Genomic DNA, 18,060 nt, shown 5'->3' with positions numbered 1-18,060 from the left:
ACGGTTATTGCGGAACTAAGTCAGGTATCCCCTGTCTTGAAAGAGGCTCGTCATTACTTAGCGAGCTAAGCAAGCCGCCTTTTTCGATGGGCGGCTTCGCTCTGTCTGCTTTCTTGATAAGGAGGTGCTGTGCTTGACGCTGTTTCGCTGACCTGTAAACGGGGCCAGCGTCGTGTGTTCTCCGAGCTGAGCCTAAGGCTTGACGCTGGCCAATGCCTTTTGGTCAGTGGGCCCAATGGTAGCGGCAAAACCAGCTTGCTGCGTATCTTGGCCAATATTGCCCAGGCCGATGAAGGCCAACTGATCTGGCGCGACCGACCTGTGCAAAGCAACGATAGCGATTACCGGCAACAGCTTGTGTACGGCGGCCATGCCCCCGGCTTGAATGGCAGCTTATCGGTGCAAGAAAACCTGGACAGCCTGCTTATGCAGGATCGTGTTCCTTTGGAGCGGGACGCCTGTGATCAGGCGCTGCTGGCAGGCAGTTTGCTGGCTTACCGTCGAGTGCCGGTAAGGCAGTTGTCGGCAGGGCAACGCCGCCGTGTGTTTTTGGTGCGTCTGGCGCTCAGCAACCGTCCCTTATGGATTCTGGACGAGCAACTGACCGCGCTGGATAGTGCCGGTCAGAAGTTTCTGGGCGAGTTGATTGCACAGCATTTGCACAAACAGGGCGCTGTCATTCTGACCAGTCACCAGACCTTGCCCTGGGATTTGGAGGTGCAGCACCTGGATCTGGGGCAGGCATGTTGAATCTCTTTTTAGCCTTGATGAAGCGCGAGTGGCGCTTGGCGATGCGTCGGCCCGGCGATGTGCTGATTCCCCTGGTTTTCTTTCTGGTGGTGTGCAGCCTGTTCCCTTTGGGCGTGGGAGCAGATGCGGCCTTGTTGTCCAAGATGGCCCCGGGTGTGCTGTGGGTGTCGGCCTTGCTGGCCACGCTGTTGTCGCTAAGCCGCCTGTTTGAACAGGACGAGCAGGACGGCGCGTTGGAGCAGGTTCTGTTTTCCCATTTGCCGCTTAGCCTCTGGGTTTTGGGCAAGGTGCTGGCGCATACCTTTTTGACTGGCGTGCCGTTGCTGTTGTTGGCTCCCATTCTGGGGCTGCAATTCAGTCTGCCTACGTCCAGTCTGGGTGTGTTGATGGTGTCCCTGGCGCTGGGGCTGCCCGTCCTGACCTTGTTGGGGGCGATTGGCGCGGCCTTGGTGCTGGGTTTGCGTTCAGCAGGTGTCTTGCTGGCTCTATTGATTTTGCCCTTTTACGTTCCCGTTCTGGTCTTTGGGGCGGGGGCGGTGCAAGCGGTTCAGGCCGGGTTGGGTGCACAAGCGCATCTGTCCGTTCTGGCCGCTTTTTTACTGTTGGCTTTGTTCTTTGCGCCACTTGCTACGGCAGCGGCGTTGCGCCTTGCTCTTGAGTAAATTCCATGAACTTTTTGTATCGTTACGCCGCCCCTCAAAACTTTTATGTCCTGGCCGGACGCATTGTGCCGTGGGCCGCTGCATTGGCCCTGTTGCTGTTCGTGGCAGGGGCTTATGTGGGCTTTTTCCTGGCCCCGACGGATTTCCAGCAAGGCGAGGGTTACCGCATTATTTTTCTGCATGTACCGGTGTCCTGGATGTCCATGCTGATTTACCTGGCCATGGGTTTCTGGTCCTTGATCAGCCTGGTTTTCAATAGCCGTACGGCAGCCATGATGGCCGCTGCACTGGCACCGACCGGGGCGATCTGTACGGTTTTGTCCTTGGTGACTGGTGCTCTGTGGGGCAAGCCTATGTGGGGCGCCTGGTGGGTCTGGGATGCCCGTCTGACGTCCGAATTGTTGCTGCTGTTTCTGTATATGGGTTTCATGGGTTTGCGCGGGGCGATCGACGACCCGCGCCGCGCGGATAAAGCCGCCTCCATTCTGGCCTTGGTCGGGGTGGTCAATGTGCCCGTTATCTATTTCTCGGTGCAATGGTGGAACACCTTGCATCAGGGGGCTTCGGTATCGCTGACCAGCTCGCCTTCCATGGCGACCGTCATGCTGACGGGCATGTTGCTGATGAGTCTGGCCATGTGGTGCTACAGCATTGCCATCGCACTGTATCGGGTGCGCAATTTGATTCTTGAACGTGAGGCGCATACCGCCTGGGTTCGCAACTTGACGGAGGGCTGATGATGCATTGGTCGAGTGTGGGCGATTTTTTCGCTATGGGCGGCTACGCCGTGTACGTATGGGGCTCGGTGCTGGCCTGTACCGTATTGTTGCTGGGCGAAGTGCTCAGCGTACGGGCAGGACGGGCACGCGCCTGGCAACGGGTGCGTGATGAGCGCGCCCTGGGAGAGCAGCGTCATGACTAAGCGACAGAATCGTCTTGCCCTGATTCTGGGCGCTTTAGTGGTACTGGGAGCGGCAACGGCTTTGGTCCTGAACGCCTTTCAAAGCAGTCTGGTGTTCTTTTTCACCCCTACTGAGGTTAGCCAGGGGCAAAGCCCTGAAAACCGGACTTTCCGGGTGGGCGGCATTGTGCAGATGGACAGTATTCGCCGTGGTGGAGCCCAAGGTATGGCTGTGAATTTTGTGGTGACAGACGGTGCGGCCCAGGTGCCCGTCAGCTATACCGGAATTTTGCCGGATCTGTTTCAAGAGGGGAAAGGCGTGGTGGCCCAAGGCCGCCTGAACGAGCAGGGCCATTTTGTAGCGGAAGAAGTGCTGGCCAAGCACGATGAAAACTACATGCCGCCCGAGGCCATGCATGCCATGGAGCAGGCCGAGCGTGCCAAACAAGGAGCCCAGCCATGATCCCGGAGCTTGGGCACTTTGCCCTGATTCTTACCTTTGTGCTGGCGCTGGCCCAAGGCATTGTGTCCTTGTACGGCGCCTGGCGCGGCAATCTGGCCTGGATGGCCTTTGCGCGCCCGGCAGCGCGCTGGCAATTCGGTCTGGTGGCGTTCAGCTTGCTGTGTCTGGCCTGGTCTTTTGTCAGCTTTGATTTTTCGGTCGCCTATGTGGCGCAGAACTCCAGCACCAAGCTGCCTTTGTTCTACCGCATTGCCGCAGTATGGGGCGGGCACGAAGGCTCGCTCTTGCTGTGGATGTTCATGCAAACAGGCTGGGCTTTTGCCGTCAGTGTTTACTCGCGCTCCTTGCCTGAGGCCATGCTGGCTCGGGTGCTGGGTGTATTGGGGCTGATCACTGCCGGTTTCCTGTTGTTTGTCCTGCTCAGTTCCAACCCCTTTGAGCGCATGTTCCCGGTGCCGGCTGAAGGTTTGGACCTGAACACGCTCTTGCAGGATATTGGTCTGATTATTCACCCGCCCTTGCTGTATATGGGCTATGTGGGTTTCTCGGTGGCCTTTGCCTTTGCGATTGCTGCTTTGCTGGCAGGCCGTCTGGATGCCAGTTGGGCACGTTGGTCGCGTCCCTGGACAACCTCGGCCTGGTTGTTCCTGACCTTGGGGATTGCGGTCGGTAGCTGGTGGGCCTATTACGAGCTGGGGTGGGGCGGCTGGTGGTTCTGGGATCCGGTGGAGAACTCCTCCTTTGTGCCCTGGTTGGCGGGTACTGCCTTGATTCACTCCTTGGCGGTCACGGAGAAACGTGGCAGCTTCAAGAACTGGACCGTGTTGCTGGCAATCAGCACCTTCTCCCTGTCCATCTTGGGTGCCTTCCTGGTGCGCTCCGGTGTGCTGACGTCGGTGCACGCGTTTGCGACAGACCCGGCCCGTGGTGTATTCATTCTGAGTCTGTTTGCCGTCATTGTTGGTAGCTCCCTGATTCTGTTTGCCTGGCGCGCACCGCGTGTCGGGGCAGGCGGGCAGTTTGCCGTGGTGTCGCGTGAATCCTTGCTGCTGGTCAATAATGTTTTGCTGGTGGTGGTGACAGGTACAGTCTTGCTAGGAACCTTGTACCCGCTGATCATGGATTCCTTGGGCCTGGGCAAAATCTCGGTAGGCCCGCCTTATTTCAATAAGGTGTTTGTCCCTTTGATGATCCCGGCTTTGGTCTTGATTGTCTTTGGTGTGCTGGCGAACTGGAAACGAGCCAACCTTCTGGATCTGGTGCGCCAACTGGCCTTGGTGATTGTGTTCAGCGTCGTGTTGGGTGCCGCTATTCCGTTGCTGTATGGGCAATGGCAGGGCACTGCCGCCTTGGGGGCGGGATTGGCCGTGTGGATCGTGCTGGGCAGCTTGTTCGATGTGGTCAAGCGTGTGCGCGCCACGCGTTCAGGCGTGTTCTCGCAACCACGTAGCTGGCTGGGACAGCATCTGGCGCATATGGGGGTGGCGGTTTTTGTTCTGGGCGTGACCATGGTCAGTCATTACGAAACAGAAACCGACGTTCTGTTGCAGCCTGGACAGACCGCGCAGGTCGGCGCGTATGACGCACGTTTCCAAGGCGTACACATTGTGCCCGGTCCAAATTTCTCCGCCGAGCGTGGCACGGTGGAGCTGTTACGGGACGGCAAGGTGGTCGCTACCTTGTACCCGGAAAATCGCACTTACCTGTCCTCGGCCTTGCCCATGACGGAATCGGCGATCAATACCAATGGCTTGCGTCATATTTACGTGGCGCTGGGCGATAAGTATGACCAAGGCGTCTGGAGTGTACGTCTGTACTACAAACCGCTGGTGGACTTTATCTGGCTGGGTTGTTTGCTGATGGCCTTGGGTGGCGCACTGGCGATCAGTGATCGACGCTATCGTGTCAAGCAAACTCGTACCGCTGTACAGAACAAGGCCATGAATACGCACAAGCAGGTGCAGGCATGAACCGTTTTACCGTCCCTTTGATCGGCTTTGTGCTGTTGTTGGTGTTTCTGGGTATTGGTTTGACCTTGAAACCCAGCGAGGTGCCTTCGCCCTTGGTCGATAAACCGGCCCCGGCGTTCAGCCTGCCTCAATTGCACAAGCCTGAAGCCAGTTTTTCGGGGGAGCAAATGAAAGGCCGCGTCTGGCTGTTGAACGTGTGGGCCTCCTGGTGCTATCCGTGTTTGACAGAGCATCCTTTTATCAAGGAGCTGTCCACCAAGCACAAGGTGCCGGTTGTGGGTCTGAACTACAAGGATGTACCCGAGGAAAGCCGTGAGTGGTTGCTGCGCAATGGCAACTCTTACGAGGTTTCCGTTATGGATCGGGACGGGCGTGTGGGCATTGATTTCGGTGTGTATGGTGTGCCGGAAACCTTTGTGATCGACAAGCAGGGCATTGTGCGCTTCAAGCACATAGGCCCCGTGTCGCGTGAGTCCATGGAGGAAACCTTGTTGCCCTTAATTCGTCGTTTGGAGCAGCAGCCATGATGATGCGTCAATGGATGGCGGCACTGGTTGCCAGTGTGTGGCTTTTTCTACCGTCTGCCCAAGCCCAGTCGGGGGTGCAAGGTGCGCAGGAGTCGGTGATGCTGGAAATTGCGGCTGAACTGCGTTGTCTGGTGTGCCAGAACGAGTCTATTGCGGCTTCGCGTGCCGAGCTGGCCGTGGACTTGCGCCACCAGATCATGGAACAGCTGGGCCAGGGCCGTACCCCGGATCAAATCCGTACATACATGGTGGACCGCTACGGTGATTTCATCTTGTATCGCCCGCCTTTCAAAGCCAGCACGGTGATGCTTTGGTTGGGGCCTGCCCTGTTGCTGTTGATCGGTTTTCTGGTTTATGCCTTTACCTTGCGCCGTCGACACCGTGCCGGTGATGACACGGCCCTGACCGATGAGCAGCGTCGTCAAGCCGATGCGCTTTTGCAAGGTTCTTCTCGGGATGAACAATCGTGACTATTGTTTTTTATATCGTGGCCGCACTGCTGGTCTTGGTGTGTGCGCTGTATTTGATGTTAAGCGTCAAGCGCAAACCGGCCTTGCAGCGAGTGGTGGAACACAAACAGGCCAATCTGGCGATTTTGCGCGAGCAGCTCAAAGAGATTGAGCGAGACAAGCAGGCGGGTGTGTTGTCTGCTCAGGATTTCGAGCAGGCGCAGATGGATTTGCGCCAACGTGTACTGGAGGAGAACGAGGGCCTGAAAACGGAAGCAGTGCAACAAACCGGTGCACCCAGGCTGGCTTGGACCTTGATGCTGAGTATTCCGCTTGCCGCCATCGCCTTGTATTTTTATCTGGGTAATCCGGTGATGCTGGACCCGGCTGCCGTGCAGCAGCAGGCCAACGCCCAGCCCGTGGATATTGAGGCCATGGTGGCCCGTCTGGAGCAGCGTCTCAAAGACAATCCGGATGATCCTGGTGCCTGGTTGATGATGGCCCGTTCGCATCGCTATTACGGCCGTCACCAGCAAGCGGCAGAAGCTTATGCCAAAGCCATGCCGGTCGTGGACGGAGATCCGGCTGCGCTTGCCGAGTATGCCGAGTCCATGCTGTTGGCAGGTATCGACACCTTGGATGGCTTGCCAGGCCGCCTGGTCAAGCGGTCGCTGGATCTGTACCCCGAAGAACCTTTGGGTTTGATGCTGGCTGGAGCGGCTGCCTTGCATAACGAGCAATACCCGGCAGCGATCGATTATTGGCAGCGTTTGTTGGCGCAGTTCCCGCCAGATTCGGAAACCGCCAAGGTAGTGAATCAAGGCTTGCAACTGGCGCGCGAACGTATGCGTATGCCGGCCACGCCTGCAGCGGAACCTGCCACGGCCCCTTGATATGGAAATAGTGTCTTTGGATTTGGGCTTGATCGCTCTGACAACGGCGTTTTTGGCGGGGATGGCTTCGTTTCTATCCCCCTGCGTTTTGCCACTGGTCCCCGGCTATTTGTCCTATCTGGCTGGGGACGGACAGGTGTATACGCAGGTCAAACGTAGCCAGCTATTGGGGCGCAGCGTTTGCTTTGTCGCCGGTTTTTCGCTGGTGTTCATCGCTTTGGGGGCCAGCCTGTCGTATCTGGGGCAGTTGTTGATGGCGTACCGTTATGAGCTGAATGTGGCGGCGGGCGTCATGGTAGCGCTAGCAGGTTTGAGTGTGATGGGTGTACTGCGCATGCCCATGAGCCTGCAACGCTACTATCGCTTTGAGTCCGGCAAGGCGGCGGGTCCTGGCGGTGCAACGGTGATGGGCCTGGCCTTCGGTTTTGGTTGGACTCCCTGTATCGGCCCGATTCTGGCTGGCATTTTGATGATGGGCGCCAGCACGGCCAGCGCAGGCAAAGCCAGTATTCTGCTGTCCGTTTACGCCTTGGGCCTGGGCGTCCCTTTTATCCTGGCCGCCTGCTTTGTGACCCCATTTTTGCAACGCATGACGCAAATCAGGAAGATCGGGCGTTATGTGCGCTGGGGTGCGGGTCTGGTTTTGATTGTGATGGGCTGGGCTATGGCCACAGGTGAACTGGCGCGTTTTGCTATCTGGGTGCTCAAGACGTTCCCGGTTTTAGGGCAGTTGGGCTAAGCCTTCGGCTACCTGAAATCCGTGCGGTGCTTCCTCTGTTGTCAGGAAGCACCGCCTTGTCATTTCACGGCCGCATTGCCGCCATCCGCAAACAGGGCGGAGCCGGTAACAAAACTGGACATGGGGCTGGCAAGAAAAAGCGCAGCAGATGCAATTTCTTCAGGTTTGGCGATTCGTTTCATGGCGTGCAGCCCAGCCGCCCATTCTTTGGTGCTCTGGTCTCCGGCGATGTCTGTATCGGTTCCGCCCGGTAAAAGGGCATTGGCTCGTACGCCGTTGGCCGCATAGTCTGCAGTAATGCCTTTGACCAATCCCATGAGTGCCGCCTTAGCGGCTCCATAGGCGCTCATGCCGGGCAGGCCAACACTGGTGCCTACAAAGCTCGATGTGAAAACAATCGAACCGCCACCGCGCTTGAGCATGGCCGGAATCTGGCTACGCGCACCCAAAAAGGCTGCTCCAAGATTGGTGTCCAGTGTGGCTTGCCATTCTTCCAGCGTCATCTCAGCCAGCGGCTTGAGGGCACCGACAATACCGGCGTTATTGATTGCAATATCCAGACCTCCGAATCGGCTGGTCGCGGCGTCGATCAACTGCTCATGGGTTTCAGCCCGTGTAATGTCCCCCGCCACAAACTCAGCGCAGCCGCCAGACTGCCGGATTTCCTTGGCGACGGCCTCAAGCAGAGCGCTGCGCCTTGCCGTAAGAACAAGTGCCGCTCCCTGCTCAGCAAACATCAATGCGATGGCGCGTCCAATACCAGAGGATGCTCCGGTAACAAGGGCAACCTTTCCATCAAGCAAAGCCATGAGTGAAATCTCCTGTATTTCTATTGGGAGCTCATATCGTATGTATCCTGGCCTGACGGGGAACTCCGTTTCTTGCCTTCAAAACCCGTTATTGATGATGGGGCAGGCAGCCGACTATCAGTCTTGTACTTCACGACGCAGTAGTTCACGTTTACGGTCTATACCCCAGCGGTAGCCGGCCAGGTCGCCATTGCGCCGCACGACGCGATGGCAGGGGATAGCCACGGCAATGTGGTTGTTGGCGCAGGCCTGCGCCACAGCGCGCACCGCTTTGGGAGCGCCGATGCGTTCGGCGATCTCGGTGTAGCTGACGGTGGTGCCGGGTGGGATCTCGCATAAGGCGCGCCAGACACGCTCCTGGAAGGCCGTGCCCTGTACATCCAGCGGCAGGTGCAAACCAATGGAAGGGGTTTCGATAAAGCCCACGACCTGGGCGATCAATTGCTCGAAATCCCCGTCGCTGCCGATAAGCTCGGCTTTGGGAAACTGGTCTTGCAGATTGCGCACCAGTTGTTCGGGGTCCTCGCCCAGCAGGATGGCGCAGATGCCGCGTTGGCTCTGGGCGACCAGAATGGCTCCCAGCGAACACTGGCCCACCGCGAAACGGATAAGCGCACCGGCACCACCGGCCCGGTACTCGCGCGCGCGCATGCCCAACAACTGTCCAGAGGTTTCATAAAAGCGGCTGTTGGAGTTGAATCCGCTGTCGTAGATTGCGTTCGTGATGGAGGCGTTGGGGCTGCTCAGTTCCTCGCGCAGTCTGCGAGCGCGATAGGCCGAGCTGTATGCCTTGGGCGTCAGGCCGGTTTCCGCTTTGAACAGTCGGTGGAAATGAAAGGGGCTCTTACCTACTGCGGTGGCCAGTTGCTCCAGCGAAGGGGGTGTTTCCGATGTTTCGATCAGGCGGCAGGCGCGCGCCACGATCGCGGCTCGTTCGGCTGCGGCACTGGTTTGGTCGCCACGGACGCGACGACTGTAACGGTAGCCCGCTGCTTCCGCAGCCTGGGCCGAATCAAAGAACTCGACGTTTTCGCGCTTGGGAAGCCGTGTTGTCGAGCTGGGTTGGCAGTACACGCCTGTGGTGCGTACCGCATAGACGAACTGGCCGTCGGCGGCGCAGTCCCGCGCTTGCACGGCTGCCCAGCGCTGATCCTCGGTTTCGTAAGCCCGCTTTTTAGTCATGAGGCATATGTCCTGACATCATTCATTACGAAGCCAGAATACGCTGGTCTTTCATCGCAAGCACTCCGATTCTTGCGGCCAATATTGGCAGGCCTGACCGGTATTGTCTCAGAGGCGTGCAGCCATTGCCGGTATGCTCGTGCCCGCCAAGTCCGCGATAGAAAAAGGCCGGTAACAACCGGCCTTTTCCGCTCTGCAGCATTGACGCCATGAAAGGCGCGGCATGCTTACAGGGCGCTGGGGGTGTAACCCGCTTCTTCAATCACTTTCAGGGCTTGCGCGCCATCCAGACCTTGAACAGTAACCTGGTGTTTTTCCAGATCCGTGCTGACGGTGGCTTGAGGGGCGACAGCCTGAATGGCTTCGGTGATGCTGCGTACACAGTGGCCGCAGGTCATGTCGGGTACGGAGAAGGTGGACATAGCTGGCTCCTTGGATAAAAACAATGGAGCCAGCTTAAGGCTTGCCACGGGGGCAAGGTCAAGTGCTGTTTGCTTTAGAACAGGGCAGGCGACATCAAACGGATTTGATCAAGCTCGGGATTGCCCAGCCATTGAATCTGGCTGCTGCTCCAACCTGGGCCCGATTCCTTGTTTTCGACAAAAGCGCCGTAGGAGAGGGTCTGCGCTTGTGCATCCAGCAGGACAACGTAGCTGGAGCTGGTGCAGTCATGAGGCTTGCAGCCCTGGAAGACCTGGTAATGGCGTCCATCCAGGGAAACGGTCTCACCCGGTGAAGCCGTACCAAATTCTTTTACCCAGCTGGCGCGTTTGGCAACGTCCTGCATCAGGTTTTGATATTGCTGGGCCACTTGCTTGTTGGACTTGGCCAGATCAGCCAGATACACGGATTCCGAGGACTGTGCATGGCTCAGGACGGGAACGAGCAGGGCGGTGCCAAGGACAAGGCGACACAGAGAATGGGAAATACGCATGGGATCTCCAATAATGACGCAAGCCGTCAGTGTAGCAGCGGGTCTGGCGCAATATTGTTAACAAAATCAAGGAAAACGTGCATAAACGGCTATCTCTACAGTCGTTATAGTGCTTATCCGTACAGGGAGTTGGTACGGTGCTCTGTTTCTTGTCGAATGACCTGGACATTGAAGGGGTGTAGGTAAAAACCACAGCTTGTCAGCAAAATTGTTTGATAACTAAACTATTTATAAATGAATGGTTGGCATAGTTGAATTGGTGTTTCGATCTGCTGTGCATCTTAAAGAAAGACAGCCTATAAGCGCGGTGGCGCAAGGAGATAACATGAAACGTATTGCATTGACCGTGGCGTTGGCTGCGGCTTTTGGTGGTTCTCTGGCTCATGCCGATACCATCAAAGTGGGGATGGCAATGGATACATCCGGTCCGTTTGCGGCTGTTGGGGGCGAGGTTCGCGACGGCTTCAATCTGGCCATCAAGCAATTGGATGGCAAGCTGGGCGGCTTTCCTGCCGAGTTCATTGCACAGGATATGGCCGGTAATCCGGATCAGGCCCGCCAATTGGTCAATCGTTTCGTTCAACGCGACAAGATCGACTTCTTTACTGGCCCTGTCGGCTCCAACGTTGCCCTGGCAGTGGCTCCCGCCTTGTTCTCGGCCAAAGTGCCTTACCTGACCAGCAACCCGGGCCCCAGCCAACTGGCTGGCGCTGGTTGTAATCCGTACTTCTTTGGCGTGTCCTACCAGAACGACGCCTTTGACGAGGCTGCCGGTAAAGTGGCGGCGGATCGCAATTACGAAAAAATGTTCATCATTGCCCCTGATTATCCAGCCGGCAAAGACCACTTGAACGGCTTCAAACGAGGTTATGGCAAACCCGTTGACAATGAGCTCTACACCAAGCTGGGCCAGATCGATTACTCGGCTGAATTGGCACAAATCCGTGCTGCCAAGCCTCAGGCCGTGTTCTTTTTCCTGCCCGGTGCCATGGGCATCAACTTCATCAAACAGTTCGTGGCTGCAGGCCTGAACAAGGATGTGGTCTTGCTGGGTCCGGCCTTCTCGGGTGATGAAGACATTATCCCCGCCGTGGGCGAGCCTATTCTGGGCATGCTCAATACCGCCCAGTGGTCACCAGATCTGGATATTGCGGCCAACAAGACCTTTGTTGAGGAGTTTCGCAAAGCCTACGACGGCCGATACCCCTCGGTTTACGCCGCCCAGGCTTATGACGTGATTTTGGCGATCGACGCCGCCGTCAAACAGGTCGATGGCAAGGTGTCTGACCGCGAAGCGGTGCTCAAGGCATTGAAAGCGGCCGACTACAACTCGGTTCGTGGCCCCTTTACCTACGGCAACAACAATTTCCCCATTCAGGCTTACTACCTACGTGAGGTGGTCAAGGATCAGGACGGACGTCTTGTAAACCGTATGGTCAGCAAGGTGTTTGACTCCTACCAGGATGTCTACGCCAAAGATTGCAAACTTAATTAAGATTCACAGGTGGTAAAAGCATGTCGCTCATTCTGATTAGCGAGCAATTGCTGAATGGTTTGCAGTTTGGTTTGATGTTGTTTCTGATTGCCGCCGGCCTGACATTGGTCTTTGGCATTATGGATATCATGAACCTGGCCCACGGCTCCCTCTATATGGCGGGAGCCTATGTGGCCGCGGAAACCATGCAGCGTACAGGGTCCTTTACCGCCGCCATTGTGGTGGCGGTGGCAGTGACAGCCCTGGTCGGTATTGCCTTGGAAATTCTCATTCTGCGCAAGCTGGTCACTCGTGATCACCTGGCTCAGGTATTGGGAACCTACGCCGTTATTTTGATCGCCAATGATGTGGTCAAAATGATTTGGGGCCCAACCCCCGTTATGTTGAATATGCCTGCCTTGTTGTCCGGGCCGGTCGAACTCTTGCCTGATTTCCTCTATCCCGCCTTCCGTCTGATGATTATTGCGGTCGGTCTGGTGGTGGCACTGGCTCTGTATGCCTTCGTGACCAAAACCCGAGCCGGGGTGCTCGTGCGGGCAGGTGCATCCAACCGACAAATGGCGACCCTGATGGGGGTTCGCGTGCCTATCCTGTTCTTAGGGGTATTTACTCTGGGAGCCGCTTTGGCTGCGCTGGCCGGTGCCTTGCTCGGGCCGATTACAGCGGTTCAGATCGGTATGGGCGAGGACATCCTGATCCTGGTCCTGGTGTGCATCGTGATCGGCGGCATTGGTTCGATTCGTGGTGCGTTTGTAGGTGCCTTGCTGGTGGGTATGGTTGATACTGCTGGCCGTGCCTTCCTGCCGATGTTGCTGCGTAACGTCTTCCCGGCGGATGTCGCTTCCAGTGTCGGGCCTACGATTGCTGCCATTTCGATCTATGTTCTGATGGCTGTTGTTCTTGTTTTCCGTCCTTCGGGCTTGTTCCCGGCGCGAGGTTAATGTATGTCTACTTCGCGTATTTTATCGGTCCTGGCGCTGGTGGCCTTGTTGGCTTTCCCCTTGATTGCACCGCTGTACGGGTTTGAGTTTTATATTTCCTTTGTACGCCGTATCTTCATCTATGCCATGGCAGCGACTGCCTTGAATCTGGTGCTCGGTTATGGCGGGATGGTGGCTCTGGGGCATGCTGCTTTCTTTGGCGCCGGGGCCTATACCGTGGGCATTTTGGCCACTGAAGGTGTGCAAAGCGGCCTGATCACCTGGCCAGCCGCCATGCTGATTTCCGGTTTGCTGGCTTTCCTGACTGGTGCCGTGTCGCTGCGTACTCGTGGTGTGTACTTCATCATGATTACGCTGGCATTTGCGCAGATGATCTTTTATCTGTTCATCTCCTTGCGGCAGTACGGTGGCGAGGACGGTTTGAACATGTACAGCCATTCCTCTTTGCCCGGTATTGATTTGGGCAATGAACTGAGCTTTTACTACCTGGTTCTGGCTCTGTTGCTGGCGGTTCTGTTCCTGATCAACCGTCTGGTTAATGCTCGTTTCGGACAGGCCTTGATGGGCACGCGTGAAAACGAAAGTCGCATGACGACCTTGGGCTACCCCGTCTACCGCATTCGCCTAACGGCCTACACCTTGAGTGGTGCCATCATGGGGCTGGCTGGGGCTTTGTTGGCCAACCATAACCTGTTTGTCTCGCCTAGCCTGATGAATTGGACTCAATCAGCGGACCTGATCATCATGGTGCTGGTGGGGGGGATTGGTCTGTTGTATGGCGGTGCGCTGGGGGCGTTTGTGATGCTGGTGCTGGAAGAGTTGCTGCGCAACTGGACCGAGTACTGGCACATGCCTTTGGGTATTTTATTGCTGCTGGTGGTGTTCTTTGCTCCCAAGGGATTGGCCGGACTGGTACGTATCCGCTCGGTCGCTGATCCAGCTACTACCGCCAAGGAGCAAACATGACAAATACGATAGCAGCCACCTCCAAGGCAGGCAGTGGCTCGGCCGCCTTGCAGGCCCGTGGTCTGATGAAGCGCTTTGGCGCCTTGCAGGCGACCAATGATGTGTCTTTGGACCTGGTGCCCGGTGAAATCCATGGTTTGATCGGCCCGAACGGTGCGGGTAAATCCACTTTGATTCATTTGTTGTCGGGCACCTTGAGTCCGGATTCGGGCCAGCTCTTGCTGGGCGGGCGTGACGTGACGTCCTTGTCGGGTCACGAGCGTGTTGCCGCCGGTCTGGCGCGCTCCTTCCAGATCACCAATATCTTCAAGAATTACACGGTGCTGGATAATCTGGTATTGGCTTTGCAGGCATGCAGTGGCAGCAGTTTCCGCTTCTGGCGTGCTCGTCAGGCGGAAACCGAGTTGTATGAGCAGGCCCGTGAGTTGGCCGCCGAATGCGCCATTAATGCATCGCTGCTGCACACTCAGGCTGGTGTTTTGCCACATGGTGAGCAGCGCAAGGTCGAGTTCGCCCTAGCGTTGGCCAGCCGGCCGCACGTTCTTTTGCTGGACGAACCTATGGCCGGGATGGGGCCGGATGAAACACTGCGTCTGACTGAACTGATTGAAACCATGCGTGGCAAAGCCACCATGTTGCTGGTCGAGCATGATATGGAAGCCGTTTTCCGTCTGGCTGACCGGATTTCTGTGCTGGTGGCAGGTCACATTATTGCCACGGGTACGGCTGCCGAAATCCGTGATAACGAGGCTGTGCGTCAAGCTTATCTGGGCGACGATGACACGCCAGTGCCAACCAAGGTGGAAAGCCATGCTTGAAACAACTCAATTACAAAGCGGCTATGGCGCCAGCCAAGTGCTGTTCGGGGTAGATCTGTCCATTCGCAGCGGACAGGTGGTGACGGTGTTGGGCCGCAATGGCATGGGCAAGACCACCTTGCTGAAAACCATTCTGGGCCAGTTGCCGGTGCGCGGTGGGGATGTGAAGTTCGACGGCCAGTCTATTGCAGGCTGGAATCCGGATCGTATTGCCCGTGCCGGGATTGCCATTGTGCCCGAAGGGCGCCAGTGCTTTCCCAACCTGACGGTGGCCGAGCACCTGACGGCGTTTGCTTGTAACCGCAACCCGCAAGCCAGCAAAACCTGGACGCCCGAGCGTGTTTATGAGTTTTTCCCGCGCTTGCGTGAACGCGCCTCCAATATGGGTAATCAGCTCTCAGGGGGGGAGCAGCAGATGCTGGCCATCGGTCGTGCCCTGGTTACCAACCCCAAGCTGCTGATTCTGGACGAAGCCTCCGAGGGCCTGGCGCCCAAGGTGCGTGAGGAAATCTGGAACTGTCTGGCCGTCTTGCGTGAAGAGGGGCAGACCATCTTGCTGATCGACAAATATGTCGAGCGTTTGATGGCCTTGTCCGATCACCACATCATTTTGGAACGTGGCAAATTGGTCTGGCAGGGGAACTCCGACGCATTGGGGGCCGATCGCACTTTGTGGACGCGCTATTTGGGTGTGTAAAAAACACAATTTGCAACAAATCTGAGGTGCCGCCTGCTTGATCGCAGGCGGCATTTTTTTTTGCCTTTCGTCAAGGCGCTATAGAGAACGTGGCGGCTTAGTTGCACTTTCCTCTGAAAGTTCCCTAAGCATCTCTGGAAAGATTATTTCCTTGCGATGTATCAATGTGTAATGAAATGGCATTCCTTACGATATCCATAAGGCCAGCAGGGTTATGGGTCCTACCCGGACCTCACTGGCAGGAAGCTCTGTCATCCCATAAGGAAGTTGTTATGAAATTACGCCTGTTCACTCTCTCGGCTCTAGCCACCGGCTTACTGCTTGGCAGCGCCGCGCAAGCCCAGCAAAATGAACCTGTACAGCCGATTCCCGCTGCTGTTGTCAGCGACCCGGCACGTGTTGAACTGGGTAAAAAGCTGTGGTTTGAACCCCGCTTGTCCCGTTCGGGCTTTATCTCATGTAATTCCTGTCACAACCTGAGCATGGGCGGCACGGACAATATCCGTACCTCCATCGGTGATCGCTGGCAGGAAGGCCCCATCAACTCGCCCACTGTCTTGAACTCCAGCCTGAATCTGGCCCAGTTCTGGGATGGCCGTGCTAGCGACCTGAAAGAGCAGGCTGGCGGCCCCATTGCCAATCCCAAGGAAATGGCGTTTACGCACGAACTGGCCATGGAGTTCCTGAGCTCCATTCCCGAGTACAAGGCCGAGTTCAAGCAAGTCTTTGGCAAGGCCGACTTTGGCATTGATGAAGTCACCTCCGCGATTGCCGCGTTTGAGGAAACCTTGGTGACGCCTGATTCGCGCTTTGATCTGTGGCTAAAAGGCGATAAGAAAGCCATTACTGATCAGGAATTGGCCGGCTATCAACTGTTCAAGGGTAGTGGTTGCGTAGCTTGCCACAACGGTCCCAACCTGGGTGGTACGTCCTTTCAGAAAATGGGGCTGATCGAGCCCTACCAAACCACCAATCCTGCCGAAGGCCGTGTGGCTGTGACGGGTAAAGATGCCGACCGTTTCAACTTCAAGGTTCCTACCTTGCGCAACGTCGAGTTGACCTACCCCTACTTCCACGACGGTGCGGTAAATACCTTGACCGAAGCCGTGGATATAATGGGTCGTTTGCAGTTGGGTCGCAGTTTCTCTGCAGAGGAAAATGCCCAGATCGTCGCGTTTTTGAAAACGCTGACGGGCAAACAGCCTGAAATCGTACTGCCCATCTTGCCCCCTTCGCGTGACAACACACCACGTCCGGTGCCATTTGGTTCTTGATAGCAGTCTGTGCAGGCAGCAAGCGCTTTTAAGGGCTTGAGCTGCCTTTGAATGACCCAGGGCTTGGATGTTGTTTTCTGAGCCTGGGTTTTTGTATTTGGCTTTGGATTCATCGTCCTGGTCTGCCAGTCAGACTTGAATCCCCTGCTGCTATTGTTGATGCTCGATCCGGTGGGCTAAAAAAATAGTACCATTTAGATACTATTTAAATGACTGGAACCATCATGAGTCGCATTGTCCTGTTTGAGAACATTCATCCTAGCGCCCGTGAAGTTTTTGAGGCTGCTGGTTTGACCGATATTCAGACCTACAAGGGAGCCTTGTCGGGTCAGGAGCTGCTGGACGCTGTCAAAGGCGCCGAAGTGGTCGGAATTCGTTCCCGTACCCAGTTTGACAGCCGGGTGCTGGAGCACGCAGACCAGCTTAAAGTGCTGGGATGTTTTTGTATTGGTACCAACCAGGTGGATCTGGACCAGGCCCAGAACCACGGCGTACCAGTCTTTAATGCGCCGTTCTCCAACACCCGCTCGGTTGCCGAGCTGGTGCTGGGTGAGGCCATCTTGTTGCTGCGTCGTATCCCCGAGAAGAACCTGCGCGTACACCAGGGTTTCTGGGACAAGAGTGCCGATGGCGCTTTCGAGATCCGTGGCAAGACTTTGGGTGTGATTGGCTACGGCAATATTGGTTCTCAGGTCGGTACCTTGGCTGAAGCGCTGGGTATGCGCGTGCTCTACCATGATGTGGAATCCAAACTGCCGCTGAGCAATGCCCGTGTCTACGGCAGCCTCAAGCAAATGCTGGCCGAGTCCGATGTGGTGACCTTGCACGTCCCAGGCGGGCAGGGCACGCATAACATCATGAATGCCGAGACGATCGCGGCCATGAAGCCAGGTTCCATCCTGATCAACGCGTCGCGCGGCACAGTGGTGGACATTGATGCCTTGCATCAGGCCCTGGTCAGTGGTCATTTGGCAGGTGCGGCACTGGATGTTTTCCCCACTGAGCCGAAAAGTGTGGACGAGCCTTTAAAGAGTCCGTTGATCGGCATGCCCAATGTGATTCTGACGCCGCATATTGGCGGTAGCACCCAGGAGTCGCAGGAAAATATTGGCCGTGAAGTGGCCGAGAAACTGGTCAGTTACTTGCGTAGCGGTGCCACCAAGGGCGCAGTGAACTTTCCGGAAGTGTCGTACTACGATATTCAAGGCGCCGTGCGTTTGTTGCATGTCCATCGCAATGTTCCTGGTGCAATGGGGGGCTTGAACAATATTTTGGCCCAACACGGCATCAACATCACTCGTCAGCAGCTGCAAACACAAGGTGAGCTGGGTTATGCCATGACAGATCTGGATCGTGTACCAGAACAGGAGTTGCTGGACGCCGTGCGTGCTCACTCCAGTACCGTACGCAGCGAGCTGATTTTTCCGGCGTAAGGCCTGAGTCAGACCGTCGACAAACGGCCCCGGATTCTTTGAAATCCGGGGCCGTTTGCTATCCGTCCGTTTGCTATCCGTCCGTTTGCTATCCGTCCGTTTGCTATCCGTCCGTTTGCTATCCGTCCGTTTGCTATCCGTCCGTTTGCTATCCGTC

General features: G+C 56.5%; 21 protein-coding genes. 17 read left to right on the top strand and 4 right to left on the bottom strand.

Annotated features, from left to right (window positions below; translation table 11 throughout):
• The first annotated feature begins 129 nt into the window (after positions 1-129).
• Genes ccmA through CA948_RS11935 form a run of 10 tightly spaced genes read left to right on the top strand, consistent with a single transcriptional unit; the run spans position 130 to position 7,354 of the window.
• Complete coding sequence (gene ccmA / locus CA948_RS11980) at positions 130-750, top strand: cytochrome c biogenesis heme-transporting ATPase CcmA (protein ID WP_108728103.1); 621 nt, start codon at positions 130-132, stop codon at positions 748-750.
• A complete protein-coding gene (gene ccmB / locus CA948_RS11975) occupies positions 744-1,412 on the top strand; it encodes a heme exporter protein CcmB (RefSeq protein WP_094195627.1) in 669 nt (222 codons plus the stop codon). The genes ccmA and ccmB overlap by 7 nt, the downstream gene beginning before the upstream one ends.
• Before the next feature lie 5 nt (positions 1,413-1,417).
• Complete coding sequence (gene ccmC / locus CA948_RS11970; RefSeq protein ID WP_094195628.1) at positions 1,418-2,149, top strand: heme ABC transporter permease CcmC; 732 nt, start codon at positions 1,418-1,420, stop codon at positions 2,147-2,149.
• Positions 2,149-2,334 carry a heme exporter protein CcmD gene (ccmD, locus tag CA948_RS11965; protein ID WP_230019015.1) on the top strand — a complete coding sequence of 62 codons (186 nt, stop codon included), beginning with the start codon at positions 2,149-2,151 and terminating at the stop codon, positions 2,332-2,334. The genes ccmC and ccmD overlap by 1 nt, the downstream gene beginning before the upstream one ends.
• Positions 2,327-2,776 carry a cytochrome c maturation protein CcmE gene (gene ccmE, locus CA948_RS11960; RefSeq protein WP_094195629.1) on the top strand — a complete coding sequence of 150 codons (450 nt, stop codon included), beginning with the start codon at positions 2,327-2,329 and terminating at the stop codon, positions 2,774-2,776. The genes ccmD and ccmE overlap by 8 nt, the downstream gene beginning before the upstream one ends.
• Positions 2,773-4,746 carry a heme lyase CcmF/NrfE family subunit gene (locus CA948_RS11955; protein WP_108728102.1) on the top strand — a complete coding sequence of 658 codons (1,974 nt, stop codon included), beginning with the start codon at positions 2,773-2,775 and terminating at the stop codon, positions 4,744-4,746. The genes ccmE and CA948_RS11955 overlap by 4 nt, the downstream gene beginning before the upstream one ends.
• Complete coding sequence (locus CA948_RS11950) at positions 4,743-5,273, top strand: DsbE family thiol:disulfide interchange protein (RefSeq protein WP_094195631.1); 531 nt, start codon at positions 4,743-4,745, stop codon at positions 5,271-5,273. Before CA948_RS11955 ends, CA948_RS11950 begins: the two co-directional genes overlap by 4 nt.
• Entirely contained in the window at positions 5,270-5,743 is a 474-nt protein-coding gene (locus tag CA948_RS11945; protein ID WP_094195632.1) for a cytochrome c-type biogenesis protein, read from the top strand. The genes CA948_RS11950 and CA948_RS11945 overlap by 4 nt, the downstream gene beginning before the upstream one ends.
• The gene (ccmI, locus tag CA948_RS11940) at positions 5,740-6,615 is read left to right on the top strand and encodes a c-type cytochrome biogenesis protein CcmI (RefSeq protein WP_094195633.1); all 876 of its coding nucleotides are present in this window, start codon (positions 5,740-5,742) and stop codon (positions 6,613-6,615) included. The genes CA948_RS11945 and ccmI overlap by 4 nt, the downstream gene beginning before the upstream one ends.
• 1 nt (position 6,616) lies before the next feature.
• Positions 6,617-7,354, top strand: coding sequence for a cytochrome c biogenesis CcdA family protein (locus CA948_RS11935; protein WP_094195634.1), 738 nt, complete (start codon positions 6,617-6,619; stop codon positions 7,352-7,354).
• Positions 7,355-7,413: 59 nt separating this feature from the next.
• On the opposite strand, the gene CA948_RS11930 is transcribed toward CA948_RS11935, so the two are convergent.
• The 4 genes from CA948_RS11930 to CA948_RS11915 all read right to left on the bottom strand — a co-directional run bounded on the left by CA948_RS11930 (position 7,414) and on the right by CA948_RS11915 (position 10,279).
• Positions 7,414-8,163: an SDR family oxidoreductase gene (locus CA948_RS11930; protein ID WP_108728101.1), complete on the bottom strand. Its 750-nt coding sequence runs from the start codon at positions 8,161-8,163 to the stop codon at positions 7,414-7,416.
• 117 nt (positions 8,164-8,280) lie between these two features.
• On the bottom strand, positions 8,281-9,345 hold the full coding sequence (gene ada, locus CA948_RS11925; protein ID WP_108728100.1) for a bifunctional DNA-binding transcriptional regulator/O6-methylguanine-DNA methyltransferase Ada: 1,065 nt from the start codon (positions 9,343-9,345) through the stop codon (positions 8,281-8,283).
• Between the two features lie 227 nt (positions 9,346-9,572).
• Entirely contained in the window at positions 9,573-9,767 is a 195-nt protein-coding gene (locus CA948_RS11920; protein ID WP_022983238.1) for a heavy-metal-associated domain-containing protein, read from the bottom strand.
• A gap of 74 nt (positions 9,768-9,841) precedes the next feature.
• Positions 9,842-10,279, bottom strand: a complete 438-nt coding sequence (locus CA948_RS11915) for an Ivy family c-type lysozyme inhibitor (RefSeq protein WP_108728099.1) — start codon at positions 10,277-10,279, stop codon at positions 9,842-9,844.
• Positions 10,280-10,604: 325 nt separating this feature from the next.
• On the opposite strand from CA948_RS11915, the gene CA948_RS11910 reads away from it, so the two are divergent.
• From CA948_RS11910 to serA, 7 genes are all read left to right on the top strand, one after another.
• Positions 10,605-11,774, top strand: a complete 1,170-nt coding sequence (locus CA948_RS11910) for an ABC transporter substrate-binding protein (RefSeq protein ID WP_108728098.1) — start codon at positions 10,605-10,607, stop codon at positions 11,772-11,774.
• A gap of 20 nt (positions 11,775-11,794) precedes the next feature.
• A complete protein-coding gene (locus tag CA948_RS11905) occupies positions 11,795-12,715 on the top strand; it encodes a branched-chain amino acid ABC transporter permease (protein ID WP_094195639.1) in 921 nt (306 codons plus the stop codon).
• A 3-nt stretch (positions 12,716-12,718) separates the two neighbouring features.
• Complete coding sequence (locus CA948_RS11900; protein WP_108728097.1) at positions 12,719-13,681, top strand: branched-chain amino acid ABC transporter permease; 963 nt, start codon at positions 12,719-12,721, stop codon at positions 13,679-13,681.
• Positions 13,678-14,499 (top strand): ABC transporter ATP-binding protein, encoded by an 822-nt coding sequence (locus CA948_RS11895; RefSeq protein ID WP_094195641.1) that lies wholly within the window; start codon positions 13,678-13,680, stop codon positions 14,497-14,499. The genes CA948_RS11900 and CA948_RS11895 overlap by 4 nt, the downstream gene beginning before the upstream one ends.
• Positions 14,492-15,196, top strand: a complete 705-nt coding sequence (locus CA948_RS11890; RefSeq protein ID WP_094195642.1) for an ABC transporter ATP-binding protein — start codon at positions 14,492-14,494, stop codon at positions 15,194-15,196. Before CA948_RS11895 ends, CA948_RS11890 begins: the two co-directional genes overlap by 8 nt.
• A gap of 272 nt (positions 15,197-15,468) precedes the next feature.
• A complete protein-coding gene (locus CA948_RS11885; protein ID WP_108728096.1) occupies positions 15,469-16,470 on the top strand; it encodes a cytochrome-c peroxidase in 1,002 nt (333 codons plus the stop codon).
• Positions 16,471-16,694: 224 nt separating this feature from the next.
• The gene (serA, locus tag CA948_RS11880; protein ID WP_094195644.1) at positions 16,695-17,903 is read left to right on the top strand and encodes a phosphoglycerate dehydrogenase; all 1,209 of its coding nucleotides are present in this window, start codon (positions 16,695-16,697) and stop codon (positions 17,901-17,903) included.
• Positions 17,904-18,060: the final 157 nt, after the last annotated feature.

The organism is Alcaligenes aquatilis (assembly GCF_003076515.1).
GTDB classification, from domain to species: domain Bacteria; phylum Pseudomonadota; class Gammaproteobacteria; order Burkholderiales; family Burkholderiaceae_B; genus Alcaligenes; species Alcaligenes aquatilis.
Note: the sequence above shows the minus strand (reverse complement) of the source record. Positions and strands in the feature narration are given on the sequence as shown.

Coding starts and splice junctions, on each gene's coding strand:
- CA948_RS11915 (WP_108728099.1), bottom strand. CDS start 10,279: ATGCGTATTTCCCATTCTCTGTGTCGCCTTGTCCTTGGCACCGCCCTG.
- ccmE (WP_094195629.1), top strand. CDS start 2,327: ATGACTAAGCGACAGAATCGTCTTGCCCTGATTCTGGGCGCTTTAGTG.
- ccmC (WP_094195628.1), top strand. CDS start 1,418: ATGAACTTTTTGTATCGTTACGCCGCCCCTCAAAACTTTTATGTCCTG.
- CA948_RS11920 (WP_022983238.1), bottom strand. CDS start 9,767: ATGTCCACCTTCTCCGTACCCGACATGACCTGCGGCCACTGTGTACGC.
- CA948_RS11900 (WP_108728097.1), top strand. CDS start 12,719: ATGTCTACTTCGCGTATTTTATCGGTCCTGGCGCTGGTGGCCTTGTTG.
- CA948_RS11910 (WP_108728098.1), top strand. CDS start 10,605: ATGAAACGTATTGCATTGACCGTGGCGTTGGCTGCGGCTTTTGGTGGT.
- serA (WP_094195644.1), top strand. CDS start 16,695: ATGAGTCGCATTGTCCTGTTTGAGAACATTCATCCTAGCGCCCGTGAA.
- CA948_RS11930 (WP_108728101.1), bottom strand. CDS start 8,163: ATGGCTTTGCTTGATGGAAAGGTTGCCCTTGTTACCGGAGCATCCTCT.
- CA948_RS11905 (WP_094195639.1), top strand. CDS start 11,795: ATGTCGCTCATTCTGATTAGCGAGCAATTGCTGAATGGTTTGCAGTTT.
- CA948_RS11945 (WP_094195632.1), top strand. CDS start 5,270: ATGATGATGCGTCAATGGATGGCGGCACTGGTTGCCAGTGTGTGGCTT.
- CA948_RS11955 (WP_108728102.1), top strand. CDS start 2,773: ATGATCCCGGAGCTTGGGCACTTTGCCCTGATTCTTACCTTTGTGCTG.
- ccmD (WP_230019015.1), top strand. CDS start 2,149: ATGATGCATTGGTCGAGTGTGGGCGATTTTTTCGCTATGGGCGGCTAC.
- CA948_RS11895 (WP_094195641.1), top strand. CDS start 13,678: ATGACAAATACGATAGCAGCCACCTCCAAGGCAGGCAGTGGCTCGGCC.
- CA948_RS11935 (WP_094195634.1), top strand. CDS start 6,617: ATGGAAATAGTGTCTTTGGATTTGGGCTTGATCGCTCTGACAACGGCG.
- CA948_RS11950 (WP_094195631.1), top strand. CDS start 4,743: ATGAACCGTTTTACCGTCCCTTTGATCGGCTTTGTGCTGTTGTTGGTG.
- ada (WP_108728100.1), bottom strand. CDS start 9,345: ATGACTAAAAAGCGGGCTTACGAAACCGAGGATCAGCGCTGGGCAGCC.
- CA948_RS11890 (WP_094195642.1), top strand. CDS start 14,492: ATGCTTGAAACAACTCAATTACAAAGCGGCTATGGCGCCAGCCAAGTG.
- CA948_RS11885 (WP_108728096.1), top strand. CDS start 15,469: ATGAAATTACGCCTGTTCACTCTCTCGGCTCTAGCCACCGGCTTACTG.
- ccmB (WP_094195627.1), top strand. CDS start 744: ATGTTGAATCTCTTTTTAGCCTTGATGAAGCGCGAGTGGCGCTTGGCG.